Raw genomic sequence first — 13,629 nt, 5'->3', positions numbered from 1 at the left:
ACTTATTGTAAAACAGAAAAGTGTATTTAATAAAATAGGTAAAATAGTATTAAATGTAGATAATATTGTCTTATAAATAGATTAGTGTTGTTTTTACATTTACAAAAGAATGCTATTTCTTAACCTATTAATTAAATAAACTATGAAAAAACTTTTACTACTAGTTGTCGTTTTTCTGTCCAGTTATTTTGCAATTGCACAGAAAACGCTTTTTACTCCCACAGAATGGAGTGACCCCAACAATGAATTTTATAATAAAGTATCCAACTCCAGAAAGTACGAGTCGACAAATTTTGTATTGTATTGGGGCGATAAAGTAGGCACAAATCCTGCAGCTTATGCCGATGCTGCTTTACGATTTACTCCCCAATCGGTTGCAGATACGCTCGAGACTAGCTTTAAACGCTATATCACTGATTTGCATTTTGTAAATAATGCGCCAACAACCAATTTCGGGAAGTACAAGATCATTATTATGATGATGAACACCTGGAATTCTACAGATCCCAGATTAGAAGCTTTCGCACAAGCGAGTTCCTTTAGTAATACTATTGGCGCCATGTTCGTGCATCCCGAAGCGACCAGAGATGGCGGGGCATTATCGCATGAGTTTGCCCATACGCTGCAAATGATGATGAGCATTCAGGAAAATCCCGGTGCCGGAAGAGCATTTGCAGGATACGATTGGGCGAGTCCGTTTTACGAAGGACATGCCAATTTTATGCGTGCACAGGCGTATCCGCAATGGGCAGAAATTGACGGAACTCTGACCCGCTGGATACAAACCAAACATTTTATGTGGTCCTCTAACCGACATCATTACACCAATTTTCATTTGATGTATTATGTTCAGGAAAAAGAAGGTTTTGATTTTACCAGAAGAATGTGGGCAGAATCGATCAATGAAGAACATCCCCTTGAAACTATTAAAAGATTAAAAGGATTTACTCAGGATCAGCTCGACGATTATCTTTGGGGATATGCACAAAGACAACCGGCATTCGATTATCCTATTCAGTGGAATTCTCAAATCAACACAACCAGTAATTTCGGGAAAACCATCAGAAATGTTTACAATGCCATAAAAACAAATATGCCTCGTTACACCAGCAGACAGTACACGCTGCTTACAAAAGTAACAGGAACAACAGACCAATATTACACCAACAACGATTGGGCGCCACAGGATTACGGAATGAATGTGATTCCGTTATACCCAACCTGTACAGGAACGCAAAAGAAAGTTACCATTAAATTTAAAGGACATACAGAGGTAAATACCACCCAGGCCGGATGGCGTTATGGTTTTGTTACCACAAAAACCGATGGTACTATTTCGCGTTACAGTCCAATGTATAAAACCGATGGCGAAGCTTCTTTTAGGCTTAATACCTCTACAGAAGCCAATATGTATCTTGTAGTTTTTGCTGCGCCAAAAGTGCATGTCAATTATAATATGGATGTGGGTTACCCAAAACAAAGAAGATATCCCTATGAACTAAAAATTGCAAATGCAACTCCGGAAGGATTTCAGCCTGCCGCAAATTTTAGAAGTTTTCTTAAAACAAACGGACATTTACATACAAACGGAGGCGGATGGGTATCCAACAATGCAACTGTAGCTTCTACAGTATATGTAGGTCCGTATGCCGTTGTACGAGGCGGAACTATTTCAGGAAATGCACGTATCGATGATTACGCGTTGGTAGATGGCGGAACGATAAGTGGCAGTGTGATTGTAAGAGAAAATGCCTGTGTGTACAATGCGACTTTATCAAACAGCGCCATTGTTGAAGGGAATGCCTGGATGGAAGGTGGTTCTGTAAAAAATACAGCCAACATAAAAGGAAATGCAATGTTGTTTGCGGGAGACTTTGGCAGTTCGGTTGTAGTCGGCGGCGATGCAGAAATTGGTAGCTGCTCTACACCGGGTGTTTATTTGCAATTTCCGTATTGGAGAAACGGAAGAGACAATTGCGATGGTAAAGGCGCGAGTGATACTTCTAATATCGATATTAATGCGACATTTACCAACTTTACTGCTGCACAAATGGCTTTTAGCACCACTCCCAATTGTACTGTAACTACGCTTAGTACAAGTAAAGTATCTGTTGATCCGCAAACAGATTTAAATGTTTACCCAAACCCAACAAAAGGAAACCTGAACATTTCTTTTCTACAAACCGAACAAGAAAAAGTAACGATCGTATTGTTTGATATTAACGGACAAAAAATAGCTACAATTACGGATAAGGTCTATGAAGCTGGAAAAATCGATATTGCCTACAATTGCAATTATTTGCTTAAAGGTGTTTATTTGCTAAATATTCAGAGAGGAAGTAATACAGAGAGCAGAACATTTTTGAAGGAGTAATCAGGATTTAAATATTATTTCTAATAAAATAGAAACGCTATAAAGTTACTTTATAGCGTTTTTTTATTGATTGAAATCTTACCTGTAATTCTATTATTTCACTTTCGTGGAATTTCCTTTTCTTGCTAATAATACTGTAGTAAAATGCCAAAAGGTAAAGCTGTTAAAACGAAATTTAATATCCCTAAAATTAGAAGCTGTCTTTTCTTGTGTTCCTCTGTAACCAGAAAACGCAGGAACAGAATAACCTGAATAATCGTAATGGGAACCGAAAACACCAGCCATAAAAAAGGCCCGCTCACGCTATCATTTTTGGGAATGATATAAATAAAGTACATCTGAATTATATTTATGAATAAACAAAAAACGGATAACCATTTTAATTTTTGTTTCATATTAATTTAGTTTTACCAATTTATAATTCCTCCATATAAATTATTACAGATAGTTTATTGTCTTGCTTCTTTTTGGGCTTTTTTCAATGCTTTTTTCTCCGCCTGTTTTTTCTCAAAATCTTCATGCGCGGCAATAATGGTTCTTCCTGCTTCGAGGACGAAAATTAGATAAACGCCAACGCCAATAAAAATGTAAATGATATTAAAAATGACTCCAATAGTCGAGAAAGTAACCGAGGCGTCATACGGACTATTCATAGAAAGGGTTCCTACAGAATAGGCTAATGATTTTAGAAAAGGCAAATCTTCGACCAACCAAAAAAACATGGTACCTACCAAAACAAGTACAAAAAGTAAGAAACCTAATGTTCGAAATGTCTTGTCATTTCTTAATCTTTTCACAATGTCAACAATGAATTTTCCTGTTAAAGCAAGTTCTATTAGCATGGTTTTTGTTTTTTAAGTACCTCAATATTAGTAATTTATTTTTATATAACGAAATTTTTACTACTTTTATATTAACATAATTTAACATAATTTATTACTAATGCTTTATTTATTAGCGAAAGGAGTAATTGTAGTACTTGATTTTTAACTTTTTTGCTTAGAATAACACATTTTTATTTCCGGATTGTAATGCTGACCCTGTAAAACGAAAAAAAATAATGAAACATTTGTTATCAAAAAAACTACAATTGCAACATTTGATTTTACTACTATTATTTTTCGCTCATGTGGCAGGTTTTGCTCAGGACGATAGTTCAGGACAGCTGAAGACGGTTACTTTAGACGAAGCGATTCAGTTAGGAATTTTAAACAACAGACAGCTCAAAATGGCCCATACAGATGTAGCCATTGCAGCCGAAAATATCAGTCAGGCAAAAATCGCTAAAGTTCCCCGCGTGGGATTAAGTGGTGGATATACTTATATTGGAGATCCTAAATTGTATGAAGGATTTTACGAAAACAATATTACAGTAGATTATTTCAACCATCGGGCTTTCGCCAATATTGTATCAACAATGCCTATTTATGGCGGTGGGGTAATCAACTCCAAAATCGAACAGCAAAAGCTAATAGGCGAAATGCAGGAGTCAGTGGCGAGAATGACTCAGGCAGATGTCAAGAACGCCATAACACAATATTATTTTACACTTGAAAAATTATACCGGCAAATAGAGGTTACCAAACAAAATATCATTAATACAGATCTTAGAATAAGCCAGTTAAAGTCGCGCGTAGAGAATGGGCAAAACCTAAAGAGCGATTTAATAAGAACCGAATTGCAGCAGTCGAATTTTAAAGTTTCGGTTTTTAGAAATACCAATGATATAGAATTGGTCAGCAATTACTTGGACATCTTAATCGGACTTCCTGCCAATACAGTTTTAAAACCTCAGCTTACAGAAAATGCGATCCTTTTAGAAGAAGTAAACCTGCAAAAAAGCCTGACGGAAGCCTATCAAAACAGAGAGGAAATAAAACGCGCCACAATAGGTGTAGCCTTATCCAAATCGACATTAGATATTACAAAAAGCGGTTTTAGACCCAATATAAATGCCAATCTTATTCTAAATACCGAGTATCCTGCACAGTGGCCCAACTATGTCAATATTATCAATTACTGGGCGGCCGGTATTTCTTTAAATTGGGATATTTCGAGTTTTTATAGCGTAAAACACCGTGTTCGCGGAGACAAACTGCAAATAGAAAAAAGCAATATTGCGCTGGATGCCACAAAAGATCAAATCGATAAGGAAGTAAAAACAGCATTTGTTAAGTATGCCGAAAGTAAAAGAAATATAATGGTGTATAAAAAAGATGTTGAGCTAGCTTTAAGCAATTATAAAATCGTAAAAAGCCGGTACGACAATGACTTTGCCCTAATAAGCGATATGGTAGATGCTGAACTTCAGCTGAATAATTCTAAAATATCCCTTGTCAATGCCAATTTAGATTTAATCATTCAATATTATTCCCTGCAGTTTGCAATGGGTAAACTTTAAATAAAAAGAATATGAGCGAAGAAACCCCACAAAATGAAGCCATAAAAAAAGACAAAAAGAGAAACAGGATCTTAACGATTTTGTCCTTTATTTTTTTGATCGCCGGAGGTTTCTGGATTTTGAGTTTGTTTTTTGATTTTAATACTTACGAAACCACGAACAATGCTCAGGTCGAAGCTTATATTAACAGCGTTGCTGCTCGGGCAACAGGACATATTAAAGAAATACGGTTTGAATCGAATCAGCAGGTGCATAAAGGCGATACACTCATAATTCTGGATAATGCGGAGTATCTTATAAAAGTAAAACAAGCCGAAGCTGATTTGGCTATAGCCGAAGGAAACCTGCATTCGATGGAGCAATCGATAACAACATCAGCATCAAATCAGGCTGCCGGAAGAGAAAAACTGGCAGGAGACAGGGCAGGTTTGGAGAAAGCCCAAAAGGATTATGAACGTTTTAAAAAAATGTATGCCGATTCGGCCGTGACCAGAAATCAATACGATCAGGTCGTATCGAAATTAAAATCTGAAGAAGCGTATTTAAAAGCAGGCCAAAAAGGAGTAGAAGCAAGCAGTTCTATAACTAGACAAAGCAATATCAATATGGAAGCGTCGAGAGCAACCGTAGCCAGAAAAAAAGCTGATCTCGATGCGGCAAAACTTCAATTGTCTTATACCAGTATTCTGGCGCCATCTGATGGTTTTGTAGGCGAACGCAATGTATCGATTGGGGAACTCATAAATGCCAACCAAACCATTGCCACAATTGTACTCAACCAAAAATTATGGATTTCGGCCAATTTTAAAGAAACCCAAATCGAAAAAATCAAACAGGGACAACAAGTTAGCATTACTATAGATGCCCTGAACGGAAAAGAATTTAAAGGAAAAGTAGCAGGGTTTTCTCCTGCAACAGGAGCCAAATTCTCGATGGTTGAACCCGATAACTCGACAGGAAATTTTGTAAAAATCACCCAGCGAATTCCCGTTAGAATTGAATTTGAGGCTTCCGCCAAAGAGCTGGAAGAAGTAAAACCGGGAATGAATGTAACGGTCGAGGTAAAAAAATAAAAGATGTTCGCAGGAAAAAAAGGAAGCGTTTTCACCCTTATAGGATTGTACATCCTGACCATTCCATTTTTTAACGGACTCAATGTCACGGCTTATGACAATTCGCAGATTTTAGGACATTTTGGAGAATCTACGACCGTTTTTACCTATTCGATCTATATTCCAATTTTTGTAATGCTGGCTTTTATGCCTTTGGGATTAAAACTGGGAAAACAAATTAAGGTTCGCACCATGATATTATCAGCCAGTTTTTTGTCGATTATATTCAATACCGCTTCTTTGTATGCAGGGACTATAGAGTGGTTTACGTTCTGGCGTTCTCTTTTGGCAATTGTTTCGGTAATAGGAATTTTTGCATCGATGGTGCCTATTTTATTAAAATACAATCCGGCTTTTAATATGGCTTTGCTGTACGGAATCCTTCAGTTTATCCAGAAAGGAAGTCAGCATCTTTACCAGTATTTTGGTGCGCATTTTACCAGTTTTTACAATTGGACTTTTGGTATTTATTTCCTGAATATCAATTTTTTGGTCTGTATTATTCTGGCGTGGTATTTTTATAAAGCCGATGTTGCGCCGATGAAAACCAATTTTCAGTTTGACTGGCGGGGATGGATCATCATGATTTTGTTTTTTACCGTTATCCTTTTTCTAAGTGCCGAAGGACAAAGCCGAAACTGGTTTAATGATCCCAAAATAACTTTGGCAGTAGCTTTATTATTGATCATTTTAGGAATCTATTTAATACACGCCCGTTTTACGAGAGATCCTATAATTGATCCCCATGTTTACGCCTACAAAAATGTCGTTATTGGCGCATTCCTGATGTTTTATATTGGCGTGATGAACGGAACCGGAAGTGTGGTTACCGGATATATGACCAATGTCCTGGGTTTCGATTCGGTTTCAGGAGCCAGGGCACATTTGGCCTTATTGATTGGTTTGTGTATTTCGATTCCGTTATCGACCTGGCTTTTATACAAAAGAACGTATCTGGCAACGATCTGGATTATAGGTTTTTCCTGTTACGGATTGTATCATATTATTCTCTTTTTCAGGTTTTATCCCGGAATCGATTCATCCGATTTTTTTCTTCCTTTAATTTTTAAAGGATTAGGCATGGGGTTTCTTTTTCCGATATCATTGCTTTATATCTCAGAAGGCGTTCCTCCAAAACTAAGTGCTTCGCGTATGATGAGCGGGATTATTGCTCAGGCTATTTTTGCAGGCTTATTAGGAAGCGCCATTTTAGGAACATTTGTTTCCAATCTCAACCTACAGCACAAAACAGGTTTGAGTCAGCAATTGACCCAAGTGAATGTATTGGCACAAAAACAATTGGCCAGCGCCAAAAGAAACTTTTTATTTATAGGATTATCTGAAGCCGAAGCGCAAAAAAAAGCAGAAAAAAGCCTTTCGAATAAAACGGCGCAAGCCTCAATATTATTGGCATATAAGGATATTTATCTGGTGATGTCAGCGGTTTGTTTCCTGCCTGTTTTTATTATCCTGCTTTTTAAACTTTGGCGCAGACCGCTTAGAAGAGTAGAGTTGGAACCTATACCAATTTAATCAAAGCTATTATGATAAAACCCAAAAAAGACCGGTTTTTCTATCGCTTCTGGATCAAAGAAAGCGGACTTAGCAGTATGTTGGTGCTCCTTTTTGTTATGAATTTTATTGTAATTCCGCTGTTGGGGAGCCATTCATCATTTATGGTAATTTTAAACATTTTCTGGATGTTATTTTTATTGGCAGGAATTTATTCATTGGCCAAAAATAAACAGCAGGCCATTCGTTTTTCAGTCGTACCATTTTTGTTTGTGGTTTTCAATTGGGTCAGTATGTATAATACAAGCAATTTTGTTTTGCTTACAGATTTTGTTTTAACAATTGCTACAGTTTCCTTGCTTATTATATTGGTTTTAATAAAAGTTTTTGAACCCGGACCCGTCACCACTTACAAAATAATAGGCTCAATTGTGGTCTATATGCTGCTTGCCAATCTTTGGTGCATTGCCTATTTGTTTGTTTTTGAGCAAATTGAAGGTTCTTTTCATTTTACACCTTCTGCGTTTAAGATAAATAGTGATTTGGCTGGTTTTTTGTATTTCAGTTATGTAACGATTACCTCCACAGGATTTGGTGAGATTGTACCGCTTCATCCTGTTGCAAGATCGCTGGTTCAGGTCGAAGCTTTTACGGGCGTTTTGTTTCCGGTAATTCTCATTGGCCGGTTGGTTTCTGATGTGAATTTTTTTCAAAATAAATAATAACAAATCACGAATGTTTTACTATTCCCTAAAAAAATAAACAATGAAAACGTCTAATTTAAATAATCGAAAAGAACTATTTGAAACCATATTGCAACTCTTTTTTGTGGTCCTAATTGTTGGCTTTTGTTTCAAACTAATGCTGCCTTTTATTATGCCTATGATTTGGGCAACGATTCTGGCAATTATATTCTATCCTTTTTTTAATTTTCTGCAGCGAATATTAAAAGGGCGTAAAACACTGGCCTCTGTACTTCTCACAGTAACTATTGTAGGATTATTGATTCTGCCCATCGTTTATTTTTTAAGTTCGGCAACAAGTAATTTTTTAGAATTAAAAAACAGTTTTGAAGCCGGAACACTTAAAATTACACCGCCGTCTCAAACCATAAAAGAATGGCCCATAATAGGCAAATCTTTATATGACTTTTTATATTCCTTATCGTCAGATTTACAGCATAGTTTACTTAAATACAGTACGCAAATAACCGAACTGTCCAAAACGATTATGGAAAGCGTTTTGAGTTCAGGACTGGCTTTTCTTCAATTTATATTATCGGTTATAATTGCCGGGATTTTATTGGTATCGACCAGCGCTAAGAATTTAGCCGTAAAGTTTATTAAAAGAATTGCAGGCTCAAAAGCCGATGAAATTCTAACCATTTCTGTATCGACAATTTATCAGGTTGTAAAAGGAATAATAGGCGTGGCGATAATCCAGACCCTTATTCAGGCATTCGGACTTTATTTGGCCGGAATTCCTTATGCAGGAATATTGACTTTGCTATGTTTAATATTTTCTATTTTACAAATAGGCCCTACCATTATCAATATTGGCGTTATTATCTATCTTTTTTCTACCGGCGTTTCGGGTTATGCTATTCTGTGGACCATATTTTTTATCATTAGCGGATTATCAGACAATATTCTAAAACCACTTTTACTGGGCAAAGGCGCTTTGGTTCCAATGCTTGTTATTTTTTTGGGCGTTATAGGCGGTTTTATTATGTCGGGATTTATTGGCTTATTTGTGGGGCCCATAATATTTTCGATAGGTTATAAATTGTTCATTGCCTGGCTTGACGAAGATCCGGAGAATGAAGTTGTTATCATTGATGAAAATGCTAAATGAATTTTTTACTGATAAAATAAATTTATACAAAGAATCATTTATGGTTAATGCGAATTGGTTCTGATCATTTTTTTATGGGCATCACATACTTTGCACAAAAACAAATAGGCACTGTTCATCTCGCGCAGCTAAAGTTAGAAAGTCAAACCATAAAAAAAGATATTTCCTGGGGAAACATCAATGGTACGGAACAGAGTGTAGATCTTGTTTTGCCTTTTGATTGAGAGGTTATAAAAACAAATAGCAGTCTTGATCATTTCAGTCTGAATGTAAAATCTAACAAACAATGGTTTTTGATAGTTTCAAAACCAAATATTCCAGATCATATATTTCTGTCTAATTATGATTATAAGGAACTCTGTATGGCTTCGTAAGTCGCAACTCAACAAATTTGTATTGGTTTACCAATAAAGAAGTAAAATTATAACAGCAATAAAAACTGTCCGGAGATTAATTTTCGAACAGTTTTTATTTTTTACGGCAGAATTCTTTTCTACAGCACCCATAATCAAGAATTCATATAAAATACTTTTATTCACTACAGATTTGCCCTTTTTTGATAAAAAGAATGCGTTTATTTGCACAAAACAGCAATAATTAAATAGAATTAGAATGAAATTGAGAAGAAAAACAAAAATGGCTTTAAAGTCCTTTTTCGAAAAAAACTTTAATAATGAACAAGTATGGAAATCTAAGAAAGAAAATATAGAAGTGCTGGTAGAATTAGTAAATTTAATTCGTCCTAAAAATCCAAAAACAATAACCGAAGTCGATCTGTCTCAACTTATTTATCTGCTTCAGGAAAACCCAAATTATCGTGACGGTCTGATGGATTGCATCAGCACTAATTTAGAAAATAAAAAGTTTAATAAAATCCTTTCAGATGCAGGTATTCTTCAGGATGCCAATTTCTTTTTTGAAGTGCGCAAGAGAATTTTTGCCAAATTAATTCCTGAGCAGCCAGAAAAAGATACCTTGCAATTTATCTTAAATCAGGTCTTTTTTGTCAATACAGATTTACTGTGGATTGGTAAAATACCTCAGGAGCAAATCCTGCAGTTATTTTCACTGCTCAAATTTCGTTCTATTTACGGGGTTCGCGAAGAGAATTCATCGTTTAATGAACTGGTTTTTGCCATGGAAGTTATTACCTACCGTATTTGTGGATCTGCCATGGAAACAGATGTAATCAGGATGGTACCTGAATATGAAAATCTCGAGAGTCCTTTTATTGCCTTTCAGCGCGAATTATTGCTCATGAATGAAAAACTGTTACAATCTCCTGACAGTGTTATCAATGCCGAAGATTTAGACTATAAACAATTGATCATCCTGCACAAACAATGCACAGATTATATCGAAACGGCTTTTAAAAACAGTAATAAATTTGGTATTTCGCTGCATGTCAATCAAAGCCTTTTACGCATTCGCCAGCAACTCGACCGACTAAGATCCTTATTGCCGCTTTTGATACAAGGCAACGAGGAAGATGCGAACAGAAATACAATTTACCTTTCTTATAAACTGATTAAGTACAATTGTAATAAAAACAATATTCAAAAATTAGTCAACGAGAGCACACAGCTTTTATCTTATGAAATAACCCAGCATACCGCCAATACGGGAGAACATTATATTACAAACAGCCGTAAAGAGTATTATAAAATGTTTTTGTCAGCAGCTGGTGGTGGTTTTATTGTGGGTATACTGTGTATTATCAAGCTCTTATTAGGAAAAGTGCATGCCAGTGGTTTTGGTCATATGTTTTTATACAGCATGAATTATTCTATAGGGTTTATCATCATTTATATTTTGGGATTTACGCTGGCAACCAAGCAACCGGCAATGACAGCTTCTGCATTGGTAAGAGCGTTGCAGGAAGGTTTCAAACAACAAATACAAGAGAAAAAAGATTATAAATACAAAGAGTTTGCTATATTTTTTGCCAGAGTATTCCGTTCGCAGTTTATAGCCTTTGTAGGGAACGTTATTATTGCTTTTCCGGTTTCATTACTTGGAATCTGGGCTATTGATCAAATATTTCATTATAATATTGCCAAAGAAAAATGGCCAACTTTAATCAGTGATCTTAATCCTATTGATTCGCCGGCAATTTTTCATGCCGCTATAGCCGGGGTTTTTCTGTTTTTATCCGGGATTATTGCGGGTAGTAGTGCCAATCGCGACAAGCACAACCATATTTACTATCGCATTCAGGAACATCCGTTACTTAAAATGAGTTTAGGAAAAAGGTGGACGAAGAAATTAGCCTCAGTCTATGAAAATAAATGGGCCGGAATTATTTCCAATTTCTGGTTTGGAGTCTTTATGGGAAGTACTGTTTTTATTGGAATTTTCTTCGGATTAAATATTGACATCAGGCACATTACTTTTGCCAGCGGAAATTTCGCAATGGCTTTATATGGCGCTGATTTTTATGTAAGTCAACAAATGTTTTTCTGGTCAGTGATAGGTATTGGGCTGATTGGCCTGGTCAACTTTATGGTTAGTTTTAGTTTATCACTAGGGCTTGCGTTTCGTTCCAGAAATATTCCACTTTCAGAGTTAAGAAAAGTAGCAAGAGCGATCTTTCGATATTTTAGAAGTAAGCCTTTGCATTTCTTTTTTCCGCCAAAGAATAATAGTGCTGTTTCAGAATAGTAGTATGGTTATTTTGTTTTTTCTAAAATAATAGAATATTCCTTTTAACTTACAAATAACAAGGTCTGCGCTAGTTTTACTGTAGACTTTGCTTTTATGTATTTAAAAATCCTTTACGTTTTTTTTTATAGTTAACAATAAAAAGCTTGGCTTCTGCATATATTATTTATCCACAATTTCTTCCTGCTATTGAAGTTCTAAAATACTTAACAGCAATTAATTTAGAGAAATTTGCTGACTAATAGAATAAAGAAGCGATACCTCAATTAATCAATTTAAATCTGCGAGAAACAAAAAAAATGCAACTTGGCGTCTTGCGGGATTAAAACATTGTAACTGATTTCAAGTAAAATAGTACTAATTTTATACCACAATAATAACTTTACTACATTTGAGCAAAAATTGTGGTTCTAGATTAAAAAATGATTTTAAAATGAAGAAAAAACCTGTTTCTATTAGAAATATTGCCGATGAATTGAAGATATCTGTAACTACGGTATCTTTTGTATTGAATGGTAAGGCAAAAGAAAAACACATTTCTAAAGAACTTACAAAAAAGGTTTTAGATTATGCAAAATTAATAAATTACAGACCCAACCAAATAGCACAAAGCCTTAGAACCGGAAAATCTAAAATTTTGGTTTTTATGGTAGAAGATATTTCGAATAATTTCTTTTCTAAACTTGCCCGAATTTTTGAAGATATTGCATACAATGAAGGATATAAAGTAATTTTTTGCAGCAACGAAAATGATGATGAAAAATCGAATGAATTAATCAATTTATTTAATTTTCGTCAGGTAGATGGGTTTATTATTGTACCCTCTCCGGGAATAAAAGATACTATTGAAGGTTTAATAAAAGATAATATTCCTGTGGTTTTATTAGATAGGTTTTTTGAAGGATTAGATTGTAATAGTGTTGTTATTGATAATGTACAGGCCTCTTTTGAAGCGACGCAGCATTTGATACAAAATAAGTTTAAAAATATTAGTTTTATTACAACGGCTTCAGATCAGAGTCAAATGAAAGGACGTTTGTCTGGATACGAAAAAGCAGTCGAAGAAAATGGTCTAAAACCACGTACACTTCAAATTCCTTTTAATGAAATTATCAAAGGAAGAGCCAAGGAGTATATTAAGGATTTCTTCGAAAAACATACTGATTTAGACGCTGTTTTTTTTGCCACTAACTATTTTGCGCAAAGCGGATTGGAAGTTTTAAAAGAGAACAATCCAAAATTAATTAAAGATTTAGGCATCATTGTGTTTGATGATAATGACATGTTCAAAATCTACGATCCTATGATCACATCTGTTGCGCAGCCTTTGATCGAAATAAGTACTAAACTGATGGAATTGATGTTGCCTCTTTTAAAGAAAAAAGATGTGAGTGAACCTCATCACAGTATTGTACTAAGAACAGAACTAATAATACGCGAGTCATCGCTTGTGAAGTAAGATAATTATTGTGCTAATCGGCATTTAAAAAATACAACTTTTTTAGAAAATCTAAGACCCGATAAGCATTTATTGATTCTCAGTTTTTTTTATTTCATTTGCTTGCCAGCGGCCAGGCCTTTGGATGATCTGTAAACTGCATTCTTGCGGCTGTTACCAACAACACTTCCCTTTTTATTTTCTACCATCGGAGCCGGAGCTGTATTTTTAATTTTTGCAATAATGATGGTATTTCAATTGCTTTTCGTAATTTTTA

The 13,629-nt window shown here is 35.3% G+C and carries 11 protein-coding genes; 9 read left to right on the top strand and 2 right to left on the bottom strand.

The features are described 5' to 3' along the window. Window positions 1-142 precede the first annotated feature (142 nt). The gene (locus tag IRZ78_RS22990; RefSeq protein ID WP_194619354.1) at window positions 143-2,374 is read left to right on the top strand and encodes a DUF6055 domain-containing protein; all 2,232 of its coding nucleotides are present in this window, start codon (window positions 143-145) and stop codon (window positions 2,372-2,374) included. Between the two features lie 125 nt (window positions 2,375-2,499). Here IRZ78_RS22990 and IRZ78_RS22985 read toward each other — a convergent pair whose 3' ends face one another. Next, window positions 2,500-2,769, bottom strand: coding sequence for a hypothetical protein (locus IRZ78_RS22985; protein WP_194619344.1), 270 nt, complete (start codon window positions 2,767-2,769; stop codon window positions 2,500-2,502). A 54-nt stretch (window positions 2,770-2,823) separates the two neighbouring features. Next, complete coding sequence (locus tag IRZ78_RS22980) at window positions 2,824-3,216, bottom strand: hypothetical protein (RefSeq protein WP_194619342.1); 393 nt, start codon at window positions 3,214-3,216, stop codon at window positions 2,824-2,826. Window positions 3,217-3,434: 218 nt separating this feature from the next. On the opposite strand from IRZ78_RS22980, the gene IRZ78_RS22975 reads away from it, so the two are divergent. The 8 genes from IRZ78_RS22975 to IRZ78_RS22940 all read left to right on the top strand — a co-directional run bounded on the left by IRZ78_RS22975 (window position 3,435) and on the right by IRZ78_RS22940 (window position 13,373). Next, window positions 3,435-4,775 (top strand): TolC family protein, encoded by a 1,341-nt coding sequence (locus tag IRZ78_RS22975; RefSeq protein WP_194619340.1) that lies wholly within the window; start codon window positions 3,435-3,437, stop codon window positions 4,773-4,775. 11 nt (window positions 4,776-4,786) lie between these two features. Further along, the gene (locus IRZ78_RS22970; RefSeq protein ID WP_194619339.1) at window positions 4,787-5,848 is read left to right on the top strand and encodes an HlyD family secretion protein; all 1,062 of its coding nucleotides are present in this window, start codon (window positions 4,787-4,789) and stop codon (window positions 5,846-5,848) included. 3 nt (window positions 5,849-5,851) lie between these two features. Further along, a complete protein-coding gene (locus tag IRZ78_RS22965) occupies window positions 5,852-7,420 on the top strand; it encodes an MFS transporter (protein ID WP_194619337.1) in 1,569 nt (522 codons plus the stop codon). An 11-nt stretch (window positions 7,421-7,431) separates the two neighbouring features. After that, on the top strand, window positions 7,432-8,121 hold the full coding sequence (locus IRZ78_RS22960) for a two pore domain potassium channel family protein (protein WP_194619335.1): 690 nt from the start codon (window positions 7,432-7,434) through the stop codon (window positions 8,119-8,121). Window positions 8,122-8,164: 43 nt separating this feature from the next. Next, window positions 8,165-9,253, top strand: coding sequence for an AI-2E family transporter (locus IRZ78_RS22955; RefSeq protein ID WP_194619333.1), 1,089 nt, complete (start codon window positions 8,165-8,167; stop codon window positions 9,251-9,253). Between the two features lie 20 nt (window positions 9,254-9,273). Then, window positions 9,274-9,477 carry a hypothetical protein gene (locus IRZ78_RS22950; RefSeq protein ID WP_347349844.1) on the top strand — a complete coding sequence of 68 codons (204 nt, stop codon included), beginning with the start codon at window positions 9,274-9,276 and terminating at the stop codon, window positions 9,475-9,477. Window positions 9,478-9,865: 388 nt separating this feature from the next. Continuing rightward, on the top strand, window positions 9,866-11,914 hold the full coding sequence (locus tag IRZ78_RS22945; RefSeq protein WP_194619329.1) for a recombinase: 2,049 nt from the start codon (window positions 9,866-9,868) through the stop codon (window positions 11,912-11,914). Window positions 11,915-12,347: 433 nt separating this feature from the next. After that, window positions 12,348-13,373, top strand: coding sequence for a LacI family DNA-binding transcriptional regulator (locus IRZ78_RS22940; protein ID WP_194619327.1), 1,026 nt, complete (start codon window positions 12,348-12,350; stop codon window positions 13,371-13,373). Window positions 13,374-13,629: the final 256 nt, after the last annotated feature.

Origin of the sequence: Flavobacterium sp. CSZ (genome assembly GCF_015350725.1) — a bacterium.
Classification (GTDB): Bacteria; Bacteroidota; Bacteroidia; order Flavobacteriales; family Flavobacteriaceae; genus Flavobacterium.
The sequence above is the reverse complement of the archived record's forward strand: the minus strand, read 5'-3'. Positions and strand labels throughout refer to the sequence as shown.

Bases quoted from the DNA above. Each gene is read 5' to 3' on its own strand.
- IRZ78_RS22990 (WP_194619354.1), top strand. From the start codon at position 143: ATGAAAAAACTTTTACTACTAGTTGTCGTTTTTCTGTCCAGTTATTTT.
- IRZ78_RS22985 (WP_194619344.1), bottom strand. From the start codon at position 2,769: ATGAAACAAAAATTAAAATGGTTATCCGTTTTTTGTTTATTCATAAAT.
- IRZ78_RS22980 (WP_194619342.1), bottom strand. From the start codon at position 3,216: ATGCTAATAGAACTTGCTTTAACAGGAAAATTCATTGTTGACATTGTG.
- IRZ78_RS22975 (WP_194619340.1), top strand. From the start codon at position 3,435: ATGAAACATTTGTTATCAAAAAAACTACAATTGCAACATTTGATTTTA.
- IRZ78_RS22970 (WP_194619339.1), top strand. From the start codon at position 4,787: ATGAGCGAAGAAACCCCACAAAATGAAGCCATAAAAAAAGACAAAAAG.
- IRZ78_RS22965 (WP_194619337.1), top strand. From the start codon at position 5,852: ATGTTCGCAGGAAAAAAAGGAAGCGTTTTCACCCTTATAGGATTGTAC.
- IRZ78_RS22960 (WP_194619335.1), top strand. From the start codon at position 7,432: ATGATAAAACCCAAAAAAGACCGGTTTTTCTATCGCTTCTGGATCAAA.
- IRZ78_RS22955 (WP_194619333.1), top strand. From the start codon at position 8,165: ATGAAAACGTCTAATTTAAATAATCGAAAAGAACTATTTGAAACCATA.
- IRZ78_RS22945 (WP_194619329.1), top strand. From the start codon at position 9,866: ATGAAATTGAGAAGAAAAACAAAAATGGCTTTAAAGTCCTTTTTCGAA.
- IRZ78_RS22940 (WP_194619327.1), top strand. From the start codon at position 12,348: ATGAAGAAAAAACCTGTTTCTATTAGAAATATTGCCGATGAATTGAAG.